General features: G+C 29.6%; 16 protein-coding genes. 1 reads left to right on the plus strand and 15 read right to left on the minus strand.

All coding sequences use genetic code 11. The annotated features are described in order from the left end of the window. The 4 genes from rsmD to CNEONATNEC86_RS14870 all read right to left on the minus strand — a co-directional run bounded on the left by rsmD (nucleotide 1) and on the right by CNEONATNEC86_RS14870 (nucleotide 4,905). On the minus strand, nucleotides 1-561 hold the full coding sequence (gene rsmD, locus CNEONATNEC86_RS14855; protein WP_058295965.1) for a 16S rRNA (guanine(966)-N(2))-methyltransferase RsmD: 561 nt from the start codon (nucleotides 559-561) through the stop codon (nucleotides 1-3). A 132-nt stretch (nucleotides 562-693) separates the two neighbouring features. Then, nucleotides 694-2,727, minus strand: a complete 2,034-nt coding sequence (gene recG, locus CNEONATNEC86_RS14860) for an ATP-dependent DNA helicase RecG (protein WP_159136319.1) — start codon at nucleotides 2,725-2,727, stop codon at nucleotides 694-696. A 171-nt stretch (nucleotides 2,728-2,898) separates the two neighbouring features. Next, entirely contained in the window at nucleotides 2,899-4,539 is a 1,641-nt protein-coding gene (locus tag CNEONATNEC86_RS14865; RefSeq protein WP_125148745.1) for a DAK2 domain-containing protein, read from the minus strand. A 15-nt stretch (nucleotides 4,540-4,554) separates the two neighbouring features. After that, nucleotides 4,555-4,905 (minus strand): Asp23/Gls24 family envelope stress response protein, encoded by a 351-nt coding sequence (locus CNEONATNEC86_RS14870; protein WP_125148746.1) that lies wholly within the window; start codon nucleotides 4,903-4,905, stop codon nucleotides 4,555-4,557. A 305-nt stretch (nucleotides 4,906-5,210) separates the two neighbouring features. Here CNEONATNEC86_RS14870 and rpmB point away from each other — a divergent pair, with 305 nt between their 5' ends. Then, the gene (rpmB, locus tag CNEONATNEC86_RS14875) at nucleotides 5,211-5,402 is read left to right on the plus strand and encodes a 50S ribosomal protein L28 (protein ID WP_058295969.1); all 192 of its coding nucleotides are present in this window, start codon (nucleotides 5,211-5,213) and stop codon (nucleotides 5,400-5,402) included. Nucleotides 5,403-5,683: 281 nt separating this feature from the next. On the opposite strand, the gene CNEONATNEC86_RS14880 is transcribed toward rpmB, so the two are convergent. From CNEONATNEC86_RS14880 to priA, 11 genes are all read right to left on the minus strand, one after another. After that, nucleotides 5,684-6,322, minus strand: coding sequence for a thiamine diphosphokinase (locus tag CNEONATNEC86_RS14880; RefSeq protein ID WP_058295970.1), 639 nt, complete (start codon nucleotides 6,320-6,322; stop codon nucleotides 5,684-5,686). A gap of 4 nt (nucleotides 6,323-6,326) precedes the next feature. After that, nucleotides 6,327-6,971, minus strand: a complete 645-nt coding sequence (gene rpe, locus CNEONATNEC86_RS14885) for a ribulose-phosphate 3-epimerase (RefSeq protein ID WP_058295971.1) — start codon at nucleotides 6,969-6,971, stop codon at nucleotides 6,327-6,329. Continuing rightward, nucleotides 6,965-7,837, minus strand: a complete 873-nt coding sequence (rsgA, locus tag CNEONATNEC86_RS14890) for a ribosome small subunit-dependent GTPase A (protein WP_058295972.1) — start codon at nucleotides 7,835-7,837, stop codon at nucleotides 6,965-6,967. The genes rpe and rsgA overlap by 7 nt, the downstream gene beginning before the upstream one ends. 89 nt (nucleotides 7,838-7,926) lie before the next feature. Next, nucleotides 7,927-9,909: a Stk1 family PASTA domain-containing Ser/Thr kinase gene (pknB, locus tag CNEONATNEC86_RS14895; protein WP_125148747.1), complete on the minus strand. Its 1,983-nt coding sequence runs from the start codon at nucleotides 9,907-9,909 to the stop codon at nucleotides 7,927-7,929. Nucleotide 9,910: 1 nt separating this feature from the next. Next, on the minus strand, nucleotides 9,911-10,636 hold the full coding sequence (locus CNEONATNEC86_RS14900; RefSeq protein ID WP_125148748.1) for a Stp1/IreP family PP2C-type Ser/Thr phosphatase: 726 nt from the start codon (nucleotides 10,634-10,636) through the stop codon (nucleotides 9,911-9,913). Nucleotide 10,637: 1 nt separating this feature from the next. Further along, the gene (rlmN, locus tag CNEONATNEC86_RS14905) at nucleotides 10,638-11,681 is read right to left on the minus strand and encodes a dual-specificity RNA methyltransferase RlmN (RefSeq protein WP_125148749.1); all 1,044 of its coding nucleotides are present in this window, start codon (nucleotides 11,679-11,681) and stop codon (nucleotides 10,638-10,640) included. Between the two features lie 15 nt (nucleotides 11,682-11,696). Continuing rightward, on the minus strand, nucleotides 11,697-13,013 hold the full coding sequence (rsmB, locus tag CNEONATNEC86_RS14910; protein WP_125148750.1) for a 16S rRNA (cytosine(967)-C(5))-methyltransferase RsmB: 1,317 nt from the start codon (nucleotides 13,011-13,013) through the stop codon (nucleotides 11,697-11,699). Nucleotides 13,014-13,025: 12 nt separating this feature from the next. Continuing rightward, nucleotides 13,026-13,715 carry a zinc metallopeptidase gene (locus CNEONATNEC86_RS14915; protein WP_125148751.1) on the minus strand — a complete coding sequence of 230 codons (690 nt, stop codon included), beginning with the start codon at nucleotides 13,713-13,715 and terminating at the stop codon, nucleotides 13,026-13,028. 15 nt (nucleotides 13,716-13,730) lie between these two features. Continuing rightward, complete coding sequence (fmt, locus tag CNEONATNEC86_RS14920) at nucleotides 13,731-14,657, minus strand: methionyl-tRNA formyltransferase (protein WP_058295978.1); 927 nt, start codon at nucleotides 14,655-14,657, stop codon at nucleotides 13,731-13,733. A gap of 19 nt (nucleotides 14,658-14,676) precedes the next feature. Further along, on the minus strand, nucleotides 14,677-15,117 hold the full coding sequence (gene def, locus CNEONATNEC86_RS14925; protein ID WP_058295979.1) for a peptide deformylase: 441 nt from the start codon (nucleotides 15,115-15,117) through the stop codon (nucleotides 14,677-14,679). Between the two features lie 11 nt (nucleotides 15,118-15,128). Continuing rightward, nucleotides 15,129-17,327, minus strand: coding sequence for a primosomal protein N' (priA, locus tag CNEONATNEC86_RS14930; protein ID WP_125148752.1), 2,199 nt, complete (start codon nucleotides 17,325-17,327; stop codon nucleotides 15,129-15,131). Nucleotides 17,328-17,384 lie beyond the last annotated feature (57 nt).

Consider the following 17,384-nt stretch of genomic DNA (forward strand, 5'->3'; position numbering starts at 1 on the left):
TTAATTCTCCTCATAATATTTATAGTAACATACTGTTGTATTTCCATATTTCTTACTTTTTAGTAATTTAATTTTTGAATATCCTTCATATATTTCTTCAATACTATCTATTTTAGTTACTATTATTCCCTCTTCCTTTAACATATTATTTTTAACAATAATTTTAATTGCTTCTGGAATCATTTCTCTACAATAAGGTGGATCTATAAATATTATGTCAAATTTTTTATTCTTGTTAGCTAAACTATTCATCCCGTCATAAGCATCTGTCTTAATAGGAAAGCAGAAATCTTCAAACTTAAGGTTCATAACATTTTGTTTTAACAGCGGATACGTAGCATCACTTTTATCAAATAAATAGACTTCTTTAGCACCTCTGCTTGCTGCTTCTAATCCTAAACTTCCAGTTCCAGCAAATACATCAAGCACTACTCCATCAGGAATATATAATTGAATAGAACTGAACATTGCTTCTTTAACTCTATCTAAAGTTGGTCTAGTTTCCATAGTAGCTGGAGGTATCAATTTATGTCCTCTTGCTTTTCCTGCGATTATTCTCATTTTTCCTCCTAGGTTACAATAACTTTCATTTAATATATTATTTTATATATTGCATAAGTTTAAGATAAATTACCATTTATCTTAAACTTTACATTATTAATATATTAACATATTCTTGTATATTATTTCAATTTAATTGAAACAAATATATCTACTATTATTATCTAAACTTTTCATAATTTCATTCAACAGTTCTATATTTTCTTTTGCATCGCTCTTTATAACTTCATTTGCCTCAATTCTCGCACACCTTAAAATATTTATGTCTTCATAAAGATCAGCTAAAACGAATCCTGCATCTCCGCTTTGTTTTTTTCCAAACATTTCACCTGATCCTCTTAATTTCAAATCTTGCTCGGCAATGAAAAATCCATCATTGCTTTCAGTCATTATCTGCATTCTCTTTTTAGTTACATTGCTTTTAGCCTTTGCAATTAATATACAAAATGATTCATATTGTCCTCTTCCAACTCTCCCCCTCAATTGATGCAATTGGGCTAATCCAAATCTCTCAGCATTTTCGATAATCATAACTGAGGCATTAGGCACATTAACACCAACTTCAATAACTGTTGTTGAAATTAAAACTTTTGTCTTATTTTCTTTAAAACGAGTAATTATTTCGTCTTTTTCACTTCCCTTCATTTTTCCATGGAGCATCTCAACTTCCACATTTTTGAATACACCATTTTTAACCTGTTCATATATAGTTTCAACTGAATTCAATTGTTCTTTTTCATCTTCTTCTATAAGAGGACATACAATATATACCTGTCTACCTTTTTTTACTTCTTCATAAGCTAGTTCATATGCAGACTCCCTGCTTATGTCTTGATAAAATCTAGTATCAATTGGTTTTCTACCTGGTGGTAATTCATCAATTATTGATACATCCAAATCAGAATACAAATATAAAGCCAAAGTTCTTGGAATAGGCGTAGCTGTCATGACTAAACAATCTGATTGTTTTCCTTTATTAATCAATCTGCTTCTTTGCTCCACTCCAAACCTGTGTTGTTCGTCTGTAATTATAAGCCCAAGATTTGAAAAATCAACATCTTCTTGAAATAATGCATGAGTTCCAATAAGTAGCATTGGGATATTCTCTTTTATTTTTTCTTTAATTCTCCGCTTTTCTTTAGCCGATGTTCCGCCTGTTAAAAGCTCTATATCTATATTGAATCCTTCAAACATTTTTTTAGCTTCCAAAAAGTGTTGATTTGCTAAAATTTCTGTAGGCGCCATAAATGCACATTGATAATTATTTTTAATAACGTTAAAAATCGCAATCAACGCAACTATTGTTTTTCCACTTCCAACATCTCCTTGAACCAATCTATTCATAGGTGCATGTGCCTTTTGATCTCTTAGTATGTCTCTTACAACTTTTGTTTGAGCATTTGTAAGTGGAAATGGTAATTTTTCTTTAAATTCTTTTAATTCATCAACCCATTCAAATGAAATACCTTTAAATTTATTTTTTAAGTTCTTCTTTAAAAGCAATAGCTTTAATGAATATGTAAATAGTTCTTGAAACTTCAATCTGTTTTTTGCTTGCTCCAATTTTTCTTTGCTTTGCGGAAAATGTATTTCTCGTATGGCATTACCTAAAGAAATAAGGGAGTATTTTTCGATTATTTCTTTAGATAAATTTTCTTTAATCTCTGTTTTAGATAATATTTCATGAATAAGTTTTTCAAAAAGTTTATTGCTTATATCACCCTTCAATGGATATTTGGGTATTATTTCACTAGACATAGCTTCCTCACATGCAATTACCGGTGCCACTACCTCTAATGTTTTTCCAGCACGCTTGAATTTTCCCATGAGGTTGTAAGTTCTTCCTTTTATAAAATTATTTTTCATATACTTTTGATTAAACCATTTTGCATAAACTTTATGATTCTCATATTCTAGCTCTATAGTTGTCAATATTTTTCCACTTTTTGTTCTTATATCTGGTCTAAATGATACTACCGTACATTCTAAAATAATTTTTTCTTCACCATCTATGATATCAAAATCAGTATTTCCACCTACAAATTCATAATCTCTTGGAAAATATAACAGAATATCTAATATATTAAAAATTCCACATCTATTTAATTTTTCAGTTGCCTTAGGTCCCACGCCTTTTAAAGAAGATATATCACTATATATATTCATATAAACTCCTCCAAAACAAAATAAAAGCCTATTCTCAAACTATATTTATCAATGAAATAATTTTTCATTATGTCATATTAGGCACATCAAAAAAATAACTAGCAACTTACTTTGTTATTTTATTTCATGTGCCTAAATTTCATAAATACAATATTGAGATAGCCTTTTTAATTATTCTACTGACATTAAGAAATAGTATAAAGGTTGGTTTCCTTTATAACCTTGTATATCTAAATCTTCATATTTTTCTTGTAATTTATCTATAAATGAATTAGCTTCTTCTTCACTAACTTCTTCTCCATAATAGACAGTTATAAGTTCACTATCATCATCTATCATCTTATCTATTACATTTTCTGCAACAGATATTTTATCTTCTCCAACTTCTTTTATTTTTCCTTCTACAAGACCAAGCATATTACCTTCTTTAATCTCTATTCCATCAATTTCTGTATCTCTAACTGCATATGTTACTGAACCTGTTTTAACAAGCTTAATTGTTTCATTTAGCTCATTAACATTATCTTCAACTTTTGCATCTGGATTAAATACTGTAACACAAGCTATTCCCTGTGGTATTGTTGTAGTTGGTATTACATGAATATCTCTATCACTTATTTCCGCTGCTTGATTTGCTGCCATAATTATATTTTTATTATTTGGCATAATGAAAATATGTTTTGCATTTATTTTATCTATTGCATCTAACATATCTTGAGTAGATGGATTCATTGTTTGACCACCTTCTATAACGTAATCAACACCTAGATCCTTAAATATATCAGATATTCCGTCACCCATAGCAACAGTAATAAAACCATATTCTTTCATTTCTTCATGTATTTCATTGCTTTGAACTTCAACCATTTCTTTTTCATTAGCTTCAATTAAAAGTTCTCTATGTTCTTCTCTCATATTATCAATTTTTATTTTTGATAATTCACCTATAAGAACGGCTTTAGATAAAACGGCTCCTGGATCATTAGTATGAATATGAACTTTTATCACATCATCATATCCTACAACAATCATTGAGTCACCCATATTTTCAATTTGACTTTGAAGTTCATTAGCTCTTTTTGCATCTCCAAGAACTATGAACTCAGTACAATATCCGAACTTAATTTCAACATCTTCTGTTGATTCTGCTCCAACTTTAGCTGATCCACCTGCAATTATATCCTTAATTTCTGCTTTAATATCATCCTTTAGAGCTTCGTACATTCCTTGTAATATTATATAAAGTCCCATTCCACCTGAATCAACTACTTTTGCCTTTTTCAGAGCCGGTAAAAGTTCTGGTGTTTTATCTAGCATTACCTTAGCAGCCTTTGTTATTTCATCCATAAAAGCTACTATATCTTTTGCCTCACTTGCAACAGCTGCTTCTGATGTTGCTCTTATAACAGAAAGTATTGTACCTTCTGTTGGCCTCATTACTGCCTTATATGCAGCTGCTGATCCTTCATAAAAACCTACTGCAAATTCTGCTACATCAACTTCTTCTTTTCCTTCTAATCCCTTAGATATTCCTCTAAGAATTTGTGAAAGTATAACGCCTGAATTTCCTCTAGCCCCCATTAGTGCACCCTTGGCTAATTTCTTAGAGATTTCTCCTATAGAATTACTGTTCATATTTTCAATTTCTTTTACAGCTGCTTTAAATGTCATAGACATATTTGTTCCAGTATCACCATCTGGTACTGGAAATACATTCAATGCATTTACAAAATCACTTTCCTCTAGTAATCTATTGCTTGCATTTACAACCATATTATAAAAATCATGGCCATTAATCTTTTTGTATTCCATTATTTCAGTTCCCTCCTAGACTCTAACCGCTTGCACATTTACTGTTATAGCTGAAACTTTAAGTCCAGTATAATTTTCTACATTATAACGAACCTTTTGAATAATGTTATTAGATATAACCGATATTTTTGTTCCGTATTCAACCATAATAAATAATTCTATCTGCAATCTATCGTCATCTGTTAATTCTATTTTTACGCCTTTGCTTAAATTTTCTATTCTCATTAATTCCCAAAGACCTTCTGTAGGACTTTTAGAAACCATTCCAACTACTCCATAACATTCCATTGTTGAAAGTCCAACAACTTTAGCTAAAACTTCCTCAGAATAATTTATATTTCCGTTTTCATTTGAAAATCCAATCATTCATATTCCTCCTAAAATATTTTATATCTTAACTTATATTCTATCTTAGAACACATTTTTATTCAAGTATTGTTTATATTCCTTATAGTTTTATATATAATTGCATTTTAATTTAGATAGTAACTAATTCATAATTATTTACTATAATAATATAGTGCTAACCATACTGTAACTACATATAATTCCTAGTTATAGTATTTACATATTTGCATTAAAAATTACTTGCCTAATATAAATTCCTATGATATAATTTATCCTGTCCTATTGAAGATGATTATCTTTGCAATATAAGGAGGTGTTTTCTAATGGCAAGAAGATGCGAAATCTGTGATAAGGGTGTTGTAGCAGGTGTACAATACAGCCATTCACATCGTCAATCAAAGAGAACTTGGGCTCCTAACATAAAGAAAGTAAAAGCTTTAGTTAACGGAACACCAAAAACTGTTCATGTATGTACAAGATGCCTTAGATCTGGAAAGGTTGAAAGAGCAATATAGTTCATAATAAAAAATGCAATTGTTGTCCCAATTGCATTTTTTATTTTTCTCATTTTTATATCTAGAGCATATGTACACTCTACAATACTACTTTTTCCTAAAGAATTTTATTATATTTGAAAGAAATTTAGGTAACTTAAAAGCGATTATTTTCATAAATATAAATCCTCCTAAATATTAAAATATAAAATGAATTATAAAATATCTCTCTATTTTAAATATATCAAAATTCATCTTATTATATTAATATTCAGAAGGACATTAAAATGTTCCTTATTTTTTTAATCAATTGAATGAATAATCAATAATTCCCCTTCATCGAAGCTAATCTCTATTGGAGTATCTAGAAATTCATTACATATAGCTCTTGGATCTAACAGATGCATATCATATCCATCATATATATTATATTTTGCGCCTTTAACCTTAAAGTTTTTAACAACATCAGTAAAAGCATGAAAACCTATATTTTCACCATATTCTCCATGCAAAGTCATTTTTTTCTGTGCAAGATATATCTTGTTCTTATCATCTAAAACTTCTATTTCAATACCTTTTTTCTTATATGTTAATATGAGACCTAAATTTCCAAGCATGTGATCAACTCTACTGCCAGTACCACCAAATAAGTATATTTTCTTAGCTCCCCTTTTCACACCTTCTATTATTGCAATTTCTGTATCCGTATAATCCTTCTCTGGAGGAAATTCAATAATTTCTTTTACTGTTTTTCTCATTTTTTCTAATATATCCTTATTACTCGAATCAAAATCACCAACAATTAAGTTTGGAGTTATATTGTATTTATAAAGGCATTCACATCCACTATCTGCCGCAATAATATAATTTACTTTATCAAGGTATTTTTCTAATAGCTCTTTCGAAGGCGGATTCCCCCCACTTATTATTGCTATATCCAAAATTTTACCCCCTTAATTTTTTTATATTTGCCTCTATATTTCCACCATTAAAAACAGCTGATCCAGCCACAATAACATTTGCGCCTGCATTAATAATTTCTTTTACATTATTCTTATCTATCCCACCATCAACTTCTATTAATAATGTTGGATTTATTTCATAGCTCATTTCTTTAACTTCTTTAATTTTATTCAATGTATATGGTATAAATTTCTGGCCTCCAAATCCCGGGTTTACAGACATTATTAATACCATATCAAGACTTCCAATTATATCTTTTAAAACACTTACTGGAGTCCCAGGATTTAATGACACTGCTGCTTTTTTCCCTTTTGATTTTATATAATTTATACTTCTATCTATATGTCTATCAGCTTCATAATGTATTGTTATTATGTCAGCTCCAGCCTCTATAAAATCATCTATGTACCTTGAAGGTTCTTCTATCATTAAATGAACATCAAAGACCTTTTTTGTTTTATCTCTTATTGATTTTATAACTGGTAATCCAAAAGAAATATTGGGAACAAAATTTCCATCCATAACATCTATATGAATAAAATCAGCTCCTGCTTTATCTATCTTTTCGATATCTTCTCCTAATTTAGAAAAATCAGCTGATAATATTGATGGCGCTATTTTTACCATTTATTTTTTTCCTCCTCTATTATCTCTTCTAATGTCTTTACATAAAAATTATACCTGTATTTATTTATTTTTCCTTCTTCAACAGCTTCTTTAACAGCACATTTAGGTTCTTTATTATGTAGACATCCTCTATATTTACAACCTTCATTATACTCTATAAATTCAGGAAAACAATATTTTAGTGAATCTTTATCCATCAGATCTCTTATCTCTAGTGTAGAAAATCCTGGCGTATCTACTATATAACCATCTTCTATATCTATAAGTTCACTATGCCTAGTTGTATGTTTCCCACGACCAAGTTTTTCGCTTACAGATCCAGTTTCCATATGTTCTTTTTCTGAAAGTTTATTAATAAGTGTAGATTTTCCTGCTCCTGATGGTCCACAAAGTACAGTAATATTACTTTTCATCTTTTCTTTAAGAATATCTATTCCAATACCTTTTTTTGCATTAATATATAAAACCTCATATCCTATATCATTTATTCTTTTCTTTATTTCTTCTCTTTCTTTTTCATCAACTAAATCTATTTTATTTAAACAAACTATTACATCTATATTATTATATTCACAAAGAACTAAAAACTTATTTAATAGATCAAAATTTATATCTGGATTTTTAATTGCAAAAACAATAAAAGCTAATGATACATTTGCAACAGTAGGTCTAAGTAATTCGCTGCTTCTTTCATGTATCTCTTCTATAACACCTTTTCCTTTTTCTATGGCGATAGTTACATTATCACCTACCATAGGCTTTATATCTTTATGTCTAAATTTTCCTCTAGCTTTACATTCTATTATACCATTTTCTGTTTTAATATAATAAAATCCACCTATACCTTTTATTATTTTTCCATTCATAAAATTCCTCCAAATTTCTTCTAAAAATATAATGTAAAAGAGAGGCATTGGCAAGTCTGCCTCCTCTCTAATTACATGCTTAAATTATTTTATTGACCTGATTGGTTTAATGATGGATCATCCCATGGGCCTTCCGGTGTATTACCTCCTGGCGTTGAGCTTGAATCACCATTATTTACATCATTTCCACCATTCCCAGTATTACCACTATTATTTTGATCATCTCCTGGGGAATTGGTATTACTATTATTATTGTTGTTATTATCTCCCGGTGTTGTTTCACCTGTATTTCCATTCGAATTATTATTATCTTCTACATTTCCATTTTGCTTATTGTATTTTCCAACTTTTATTGTTATAGTAGTACCTTCTTCAACTCTGCTTCCTGAAACAGACTGGCTTAGCACTATACCATCTTCTATAGCATTTTTAGTTGTTACTTGCTCAACAACATACTTTAGATTTGCTCCTGCTAAAGTAGATATAGCATCACTTTCAAGTCTTCCAACAACACTTGGAACTGTGACAAATTTAATTTCAGGTCCTAAACTTACAACTACTGTGATTACTTGATCTTCTGAAATAACTGTATCGGGTGCTGGATCTTGACTTATAATCTGCCCTTTAGCTACGCTACTACTATATTGTTCTGTTTTACTACTAATTTTTAAATTTAAAGATTTTAACTTTGTTTCAGCCGTATTTAAATCATCTTCTCTTAAATCTGGCATTTTAAGATCTTCCTGTCCACGGCTAACAACTACCCTTACTTCACTTTTTTCCTTTACCGTAGTTCCTGCCTTTGGATTTGTCCTAAGTATAGTTCCTTCTGGTTCATCACTTGATTCTGTTTCTGCTTCTACTAATACCAGATTTATAGCTTCAAGTTCACTTTTTGCTTCATCAACATTTTTACCTTCTAAATTAGGTACTTCAACTTCTTTACTACTCAAAGAGCTGCTGTCAGAAAACATATTAACTGCAAATGCTATAAGCCCGAATAGTAATATCACCCCGCCTATTGATAATGCAATTTTTAATATCCTCTTATTTCTTTTTCTTGACACTATTCTTTCCTCATCATCGTCGTAGTCGTCATAATCCTCATCGTCATCATCATAGTCATCATCATCATCATCATTATTATATTGATTTGAATTATTTATTTTTTGTTTCGAAATTTGTTCTGTTACAGCAGACATAACAATTGTATGTTGGCTAGAATCATCAACAACTTCATCAATTACAGCATTTGGATTATCCTTTATTTTTTGTAAATCATTAATAAATTCTTTTGCAGTTTGATATCTCTTGTTTGGATCCTTTTCTATGGCTTTTAATATTAAAGTATTTAAACTATCTGGTATCCTTGAATTAAGCGATTTAGGTGAAACTGGATCTTCTTGAATATGTTTTAATGCAATTGTAACTGCGCTATCTGCTTCAAATGGTAATTTCCCTGTTACCATTTCATACAACACTATTCCTAATGAATACAGATCAGTTCTGCAATCAATAAAAGATCCCTTTGCTTGTTCTGGTGAAAGATAATGTGCTGATCCCATTATTGTTGTTGTATTAGTAATTGTTGCAGAAGTTGTTGATTTTGCTATACCAAAATCAGTAACCTTCATAACTCCATCTTCTGTGACTAAAATATTTTGTGGCTTTACATCCCTATGAATTATATTATTTCTATGAGCGCAATCTAAAGCTTTAGCTATTTGAATTGCAACTGATATTGCAGTTTCATAATTCATTTTGCCAACTTGCTTTATTACATCCTTCAAAGTTTTTCCCTTAACATATTCCATTACTATATAATGTAAATCTTCTTGAGTACCTACATCTAAAATATTTACTATATTGTTGTCAGATAAAGTTGCTATAGCAGTTGCTTCATCTTTGAATTTTTTTACAATTTCTTCATTATTGCAAAATTCTTTTTTTAAAATTTTTACTGCAACAAATCTATTTAATTTATTACATCTAGCCTTAAATACTTCGGACATTCCACCTTCGCCTATTTTTTCTAATAGTTCATATCTGCCACCAAGTACAGTTCCATTCATATTACATCTCTCCTCCAAACAACAATACTGTTATATTATCTCTTCCACCATTTAGCTTTGCTTTCTCAACAAGCTTATTTGCCACAGAATTATATTCATTTTCTTGAAGAATAATTTCTAATATCTCATCTCTTGTTAATTCATTAGTAAGCCCATCTGAACATAATAAATACATATCATATATTCTATTTTTTATTGGGAAAATATCCACACTAACTCTATGCTCTGTCCCTAAGGCTCTCGTAATAATATTCTTTTTAGGATGATTTACTGCTTCACTTTCACTTATGCTTCCACTATCCACCAATTCCTGAACCAAAGAATGATCTTTCGTAATTTTCTTCATTTCTTTATTGGAAATATTTATTCCAAAACAGCAACTATCACCAACATTAGCTACTTGTTCATAATCTTTAGTTATTAAGCATGCTGTAACTGTCGTACCCATTCCATTAAGATTTTTATTTGTTTTGGAATATTCGTATATACATTCATTTGCTTTTCCTATAGCTTCTATTAATAAATCCTCATTTGATTCTGATTTAAAATTATTTTGTACATAATTTAAGATTTCTGTTGTGGCCATTTTACTAGCTACTTCTCCAGCATTATGCCCTCCCATTCCATCCGCAACAACATATAATTTAAAATATTCATTTTCTACGTATGCAGCCGAATCTTCATTAAGGCTTCTTTTTAATCCTATATCTGTAACCAGTCCTACCATTTTAATTCCCCCCTATCTTTTGGGTATCTATGTAACTTCTTCTAAGTTGTCCACAAGCTGCATTAATGTCACTTCCCATTTCTCTACGAGTAGTCACCTCAATTCCATAGCTTTTCAAAATTTCTGAAAAATCTTCAATTGTCTTTTTAGAAGATCTCTTAAATGAATTTTCTTTAATTTCGTTTACTGGAATTAAATTAACGTGACACAACATACCTTTTAAAAGTTTTCCTAAAGATTTTGCCTCTTCTCTACTATCATTAACATCTTTAACCAATGCATATTCAAATGTCACTCTACGTTTCGTCTTATCAATGTAATACTGACATGCTTTTAATATTTCATCAATTGTATACTTATTAGCTATTGGCATAATCTCTTTACGCTTTTCATCACTGAATGCATGAAGTGAGAGTGCTAAAGTCACACTAAGCTCTTTATCTGCCAACTCGTATATTTTTGGTACTATACCACACGTCGATAATGTTATATGCCTTTGCCCAATATTTAAACCATACTCAGCACTCACTAAATCTAAGAATTTAACAACATTATCATAATTATCTAAGGGTTCTCCACTTCCCATTAAGACTACATTAGATATTCTTTCACCAATATGATTTTGAACAACTAATATTTCCGATAATATCTCTCCACTTGTAAGATTACGAATTCGTCCTCCTAAAGTAGAAGCGCAGAACTTACACCCCATTCTACATCCTACCTGAGTAGATACGCAAATAGAGTTTCCATGCTTATATCTCATAAGTACACTTTCAATTAGGTTTCCATCTTTGAAACCTAATAAAAACTTTTCTGTACCATCTATTTCAGATTTATAAACTTCTACTATTTTCGGTAAATCTATTGTGAAATTCTCTTTTAATTTATCTTTTAAACTTTGAGGGATATTTTTCATATCCTCAAAGTTATAAACATTTTTATATATCCAAGAAAATACTTGCTTTGCTCTAAATGCACTTTCTTTATTTTCTGTCATCCATACTTTTAATTCATCTAAAGTATAGTCTAATAAATTGTTCATTTGTTCCACCTACTATTACTTTTTTTGTAGCTTAGCAACAAAGAAGCCATCCATATATTCATTCGGCATAATAGTTAAAGACCCATCTTTATTATAAACTAAATTATCTTGTTTACCTATAAATGCTCTTTTAGCTTCACTGTCTCTATGTTTTTCTAAAAAGTATTCTATATTTTCCTCATTTTCTTCTTTATTTAAAGTACATGTAGAATATATCATAATTCCACCTGGCTTTAAATATTGCCATGCATTTTCCATTATTTTTCTTTGAATTGAAACAATTTCTTTTAAGTCATTTCTTCTTTTATTCCACTTAATTTCTGGTTTTTTCCTTATTATACCAATACCAGAGCAAGGTACATCTATAAGAACTCTATCAAAGGCAGATACTAAATCAGAGTTTAATTTTGTTGCGTCATTCTCAGCAACTTTTACATTAGTAATACCTAATCTCTCACAATTTTCTTTTATTAAGTTTAATTTTGAAGTATGTAAATCAAAAGAATAGACTTCTCCTGTATTATTAAGAATTTCCGAAATATGTGTAGTTTTACCACCTGGTGCAGCACATAAATCTAAAACCTTCATTTTATCCTCTAGCTCAAGCAACGGTGCAATTACCATGGCACTTTCATCTTGAACTGTAATCTTTCCTTCATTAAATAATGGATTATTTTCTATAGATTTTCCGCCCTTTATGCATATAGCTTCAGGACATACTACACCTTCTTCTATTTCATATTCCATTTTTTCTAATTCTTCAAATACTTCATCGTAATCTGCTTTAAGTGCATTAACTCTTACACTTACCTTTGGAACATAGTTAAGTCCAGACATTATTTTCTTTCCTTGTTGCTCTCCATATTGCTTGAATAAAAGACGTATCATCCAAGGCTCAAATGAAAATTTATATGCATATTCATCAATTTTGTTTCCTTGAACTTCTATGTCATCTGGATTTTTAGAAAAGTTTCTAAGAATACCATTTACTAATTTTGAATCATTTTCTGATATTTCTTTAGCTTCTTCAACTGCCTCATTACATGCTGCATAAGCTGGAACTTTATCTAAAAAATTCATTTGATATATTGCTACCCTAAGAATATTCAGAATAGTTTTATCCATTAATTTTATATCTTTGACAAAATTAGATATAATAATATCTAACGTCTTTTTTCTTCTTAAAACACCATAAACAAGTTCTGTTAATAATGCCTTATCCTTATCACTTAAATCACATTCATTTAATTCATTTGAAAGAATTAAATTTGAATATGCTCCTTCATCTAAAACTCTATTAAGTATCTTTACTGCTAATTTTCTACAATTCATATTTTACCTCTTTTAATCATCTCTACTATTGCTAATTGCAATTAGTCTTACTAATTGTGATATTGCCATCAATGTAGCCGCCACATATGTCATTGCTGCTGCATTCAAAACTTTTTCTGCACCTTTTACTTCATCTCCATACAAAATGCCTCTAGACTTCAGTATATTCAATGCTCTTGTCGATGCATCAAATTCAACTGGTAATGTAATAAGTTGAAATATAACTACAGCTGAAAATAATATAATTCCAAGAGTTGTTAAGCCTTTAAATCCCATCACTATACCTAAAAAGAATAATATCCAGGATATACTCGAACTAAAATTCACTACTGGAACTATAGAATTTCTTATAGTTAATGGTTTGTATGATTCTTTATGCTGAATTGCATGCCCTACTTCATGTGCAGCAATTCCTGCTGAAGATATAGTTGAACCACTATATACTTCTGGTGATAATCTTAAAACTCTGCTTGATGGATCATAATGATCTCCAAGCTTAGAATTTATTTGTTCTATTCTTATATCAAATAATCCTGCTTCATCTAACATCATTCTTGCCACCTGTTGACCAGAATATCCATTTATTATCCTTACTTTTGTATATTTATTATAAGCTGAATTAACCTTTGATTGAGCCCAAAAAGAAATTATTAAAGCTGGAATAAGTAATATCATTGTTGGATCGAAATATGAATAAAACATTCCTATGCACCTCCATTATTCCAAAATTATATCTTTTTCAATCTCGTGTCCATTTATATATTGTTCTATGGTTAAAGGCTTACCATTTGGAAATTGTACCTTTTTAATAAGTAAACATCCTTCTTTGCAAGCTACTTTTATTCCATTTTTATCAACATTTAATATTGTGCCTGGTTCTTTATTACTGCTTTCATATAAAACTTCTGTTTCATAAATTTTCATTCTATCTCCATTATAGTTACTATACGCAATTGGCCATGGATTTAAACCTCTAACTAGATTATGAATTTCTTGTGCTGTTTTATTCCAAGATATGTGTGCTAATTTTTTATCAAGCATTTTAGCATAAAATGTTTCTTCTTTCTGTTTTTCTGGAATAATAGTCTTATTTACAATTCCGTCAATTGTTCTTAGTAAAAGATCTGCACCTCTAACACTCAAAATATCATGCAGTTCTCCACATGTCATATTTTCAGTAATAGTAACTTCATCTTTAAGTAACATATCTCCAGTATCTAGTCCTATATCCATTAACATAGTAGTATTTCCTGAAATTTTTTCTCCATTTATTATGGCCCAGTTTAACGGAGCAGCTCCTCTATACATTGGTAGAAGTGATGCATGTAGATTTATGCAGCCATACTTTGGTATATCTAAAACCTCTCTTGTTAGTATTTGGCCAAATGCTACTACTATAATAAAATCCGGACTAATTTCTTTTAATATTTCTATAAGTCCCCTATCATCTTTTAATTTTATTGGTTGATAAACAGTTATATCATGCTTTAATGCTTCTTCTTTTACTTGTGAGTAGGCCATTTTTTTTCCTCTGCCTTTTGGTTTATCTGGCTGAGTTAAAACGCACTCAACATTATGAGTTTCAATTAATTTTTTTAATGATGGAACTGAAAATTCCGGAGTACCCATAAATACAATTTTCATTATGCTAAACCTCCATATTTTATTTTTCTAATTTATCTACAAATAATGTTCCATCTAAATGATCATATTCATGCAATATAGCCCTTGCCAATAATTCTTCACCTTCAATCTCGAATTCTTCACCTTTTTCATTTAAAGCTCTTGCTTTAACATAATTAGCTCTAGTTACTTCTTCATATCTTCCTGGAACACTCAAGCATCCCTCTTCTCCTGTTTGAGAGCCACTAGTTTCTAATATTTCTGGATTAATAAAAACTAATGGTCCATCTCCAATATCAATTACAAACAATCTTTTTAATATACCAACTTGAGGTGCTGCAAGGCCAACACCATCTGCATCATACATTGTATCAATCATATCTTCAATTAATGTTAATAATCTATTATCTATCTTTTCTACTTTTCTGCATTCTTGTCTTAAAACTGTATCTCCAATTTTTCTTATATTTCTTAATGCCATTTTTCTTCCCCCTAAGTCATACTATTAGGATTAATATCAATACTAACCCTTATTTCATTATATACACTCTTGTTTAATTGATAAAGAGTATCTTTAACTTTTTCGTTAAAATCATCATTTAACTTTCCTTTTAGAATTATTTGCCACCTATAATTATCTTTTAATTTGGTTATTATACATGGTACTGGCCCATAAATTGTAATTTCTTCATCTAATATTAATTCTTTCAAACTTCCTTCCAAATTATACATAAATCTTTTCAATTTGTCTTCAAACTTTGACACACAATTAATTAATAATATTTTACCAAAAGGCGGATTACCCATCAACTGTCTAATTCTTATTTCTTCCTTAAATAAGTTAATATAATTTTCATTTTTTGCATATTCTAAACTATAATGATTTGGAGTATAGCTTTGAACTATTACTTTCCCTTCATCTTCACCTCTTCCGGCTCTTCCTGATACTTGAGTTATAATTTGATACGTTCTTTCAGCAGATCTATAATCCGGCATATTAAGTGACATATCCGCTGCAAGCACCCCAACTAAAGTAACATCTTTAAAATCTAGACCTTTGGATACCATCTGAGTCCCTATTAGTATATCCGCTTCTTTATTTTTAAATGAATTGTATATTGATTCATGGGCATTCTTATATCTTGTAGTATCAACATCCATCCTTAAAGCTCTTGCTTTTGGAAAATATTTTTTCACTTCTTGTTCTACTCTTTCAGTTCCAGCTCCAAAAAATTTAACATATCTACTATTACATTTTGGACACTCTTTTTTAACTTTTTCTGCTCTTCCGCAATAATGACATATTAAATATCCATTTTTATGATATGTCATCGAAACATCACATTCTGGACATTTAAATACATATCCACAACTTCTGCAGGAAATAAATGTAGAAAATCCTCTCCTGTTTAAAAATAATATTATCTGCTTTTTTTGTTCCAATGTTTTATATATTTCTTCAGAAAGTTTTCTACTAAATAATGAAAGATTTTTATTTTTTAATTCTTCTCGCATATCTATTATCTCCATATGCGGCATGTTTTTCCCATTAACTCTGTTATTCATTTCAACAAGTTTGTAATCACCATTTATTGCTCTATAATAACTTTCAATACTTGGAGTTGCAGAACCAAGTATCAACTTGCAATTTTTCATTTCACTTAAAAATTCTCCTACTTCTCGTGCGTGATACTTAGGATTATGTTCAGATTTGTATGTATTTTCATGTTCTTCATCAATTATTATTGCGCCAAGATTTTGAAGTGGTAAAAATAAAGCACTTCGTGCTCCAATGACAAGTCTCGCTTTTCCTTCTTTAACTCTATACCATTCGTCAAATCTCTCTCCTTGAGACAATTTACTATGAAACAATGCTACATCTCTGCCAAATCTGCCTTTGAATCTTTCAATCATCTGAGGTGTTAATGAAATTTCAGGAACAAGCACAATAACACTTTTTCCTTCCTTTAGCATTTCTTCTGCAATTCTCATGTAAATTTCTGTTTTACCAGAACCAGTTACCCCTTTTATTAGATATTTTAATTCACTTCCATACAGTATTGTTGATAAACACTTTCTTTGTTCTTCTGTTAATTTTTTCTTATTATCTTCATCATATTTCCTAATATTATATCTAAATACAACTTGCTCTTCACTTTTCAATATATTGTCATTAATTAGTTTGTTCAAACAATATAATGAATAACCCTTTTGTTTTGTCAGCTCACTTTTTGTATATACACCATTGTTTTCTTTTATATATTTATATAACTCTATGTAGCTATCTTTTTTTAATTTATCTTCATAATCTTCTTTTTCTATACATATAACATATTTTTTCTTTTTAGTAGATCCTGTCATAATTCCACTTGGAATTAACATTCTTACCGCATCAATATATTTACAAAGGTATTTTCTTCTTAAAAAATATACTAAATTTATATCATCTTGTGTTAAAATGGCCTCATCATCACAAACTTTAATTATTTCCTTTATTTTATATTGAACACTAATTTTATCATTGTCAATTAAAGAAAAAATAAATCCTTCAATTGGCTTGCTTCTTGCTCCAAATGGAACCTTAACTCTATGTCCTATTCCAATTTTCTTTGTGACATTATCAGGGATTTTGTATGTAAACATTCTATCTATTTCTAAAGCATCACTATTTATAATTATTTCTGCATACATATTGTTTTTATCCCCCTTTAGCGCTAATTTATTTACACAGATAAGCTTCTTCTATAA

It is taken from the genome of Clostridium neonatale, assembly GCF_900465025.1.
GTDB classification, from domain to species: domain Bacteria; phylum Bacillota; class Clostridia; order Clostridiales; family Clostridiaceae; genus Clostridium; species Clostridium neonatale.

What these genes read in the sequence shown, in the direction of transcription:
- rsmD (WP_058295965.1), bottom strand. Translation starts at nt 561, where the DNA reads ATGAGAATAATCGCAGGAAAAGCAAGAGGACATAAATTGATACCTCCA.
- recG (WP_159136319.1), bottom strand. Translation starts at nt 2,727, where the DNA reads ATGAATATATATAGTGATATATCTTCTTTAAAAGGCGTGGGACCTAAG.
- CNEONATNEC86_RS14865 (WP_125148745.1), bottom strand. Translation starts at nt 4,539, where the DNA reads ATGGAATACAAAAAGATTAATGGCCATGATTTTTATAATATGGTTGTA.
- CNEONATNEC86_RS14870 (WP_125148746.1), bottom strand. Translation starts at nt 4,905, where the DNA reads ATGATTGGATTTTCAAATGAAAACGGAAATATAAATTATTCTGAGGAA.
- rpmB (WP_058295969.1), top strand. Translation starts at nt 5,211, where the DNA reads ATGGCAAGAAGATGCGAAATCTGTGATAAGGGTGTTGTAGCAGGTGTA.
- rpe (WP_058295971.1), bottom strand. Translation starts at nt 6,971, where the DNA reads ATGGTAAAAATAGCGCCATCAATATTATCAGCTGATTTTTCTAAATTA.
- rsgA (WP_058295972.1), bottom strand. Translation starts at nt 7,837, where the DNA reads ATGAATGGAAAAATAATAAAAGGTATAGGTGGATTTTATTATATTAAA.
- pknB (WP_125148747.1), bottom strand. Translation starts at nt 9,909, where the DNA reads ATGAATGGAACTGTACTTGGTGGCAGATATGAACTATTAGAAAAAATA.
- CNEONATNEC86_RS14900 (WP_125148748.1), bottom strand. Translation starts at nt 10,636, where the DNA reads ATGGTAGGACTGGTTACAGATATAGGATTAAAAAGAAGCCTTAATGAA.
- rlmN (WP_125148749.1), bottom strand. Translation starts at nt 11,681, where the DNA reads ATGAACAATTTATTAGACTATACTTTAGATGAATTAAAAGTATGGATG.
- rsmB (WP_125148750.1), bottom strand. Translation starts at nt 13,013, where the DNA reads ATGAATTGTAGAAAATTAGCAGTAAAGATACTTAATAGAGTTTTAGAT.
- CNEONATNEC86_RS14915 (WP_125148751.1), bottom strand. Translation starts at nt 13,715, where the DNA reads ATGTTTTATTCATATTTCGATCCAACAATGATATTACTTATTCCAGCT.
- fmt (WP_058295978.1), bottom strand. Translation starts at nt 14,657, where the DNA reads ATGAAAATTGTATTTATGGGTACTCCGGAATTTTCAGTTCCATCATTA.
- def (WP_058295979.1), bottom strand. Translation starts at nt 15,117, where the DNA reads ATGGCATTAAGAAATATAAGAAAAATTGGAGATACAGTTTTAAGACAA.
- priA (WP_125148752.1), bottom strand. Translation starts at nt 17,327, where the DNA reads ATGTATGCAGAAATAATTATAAATAGTGATGCTTTAGAAATAGATAGA.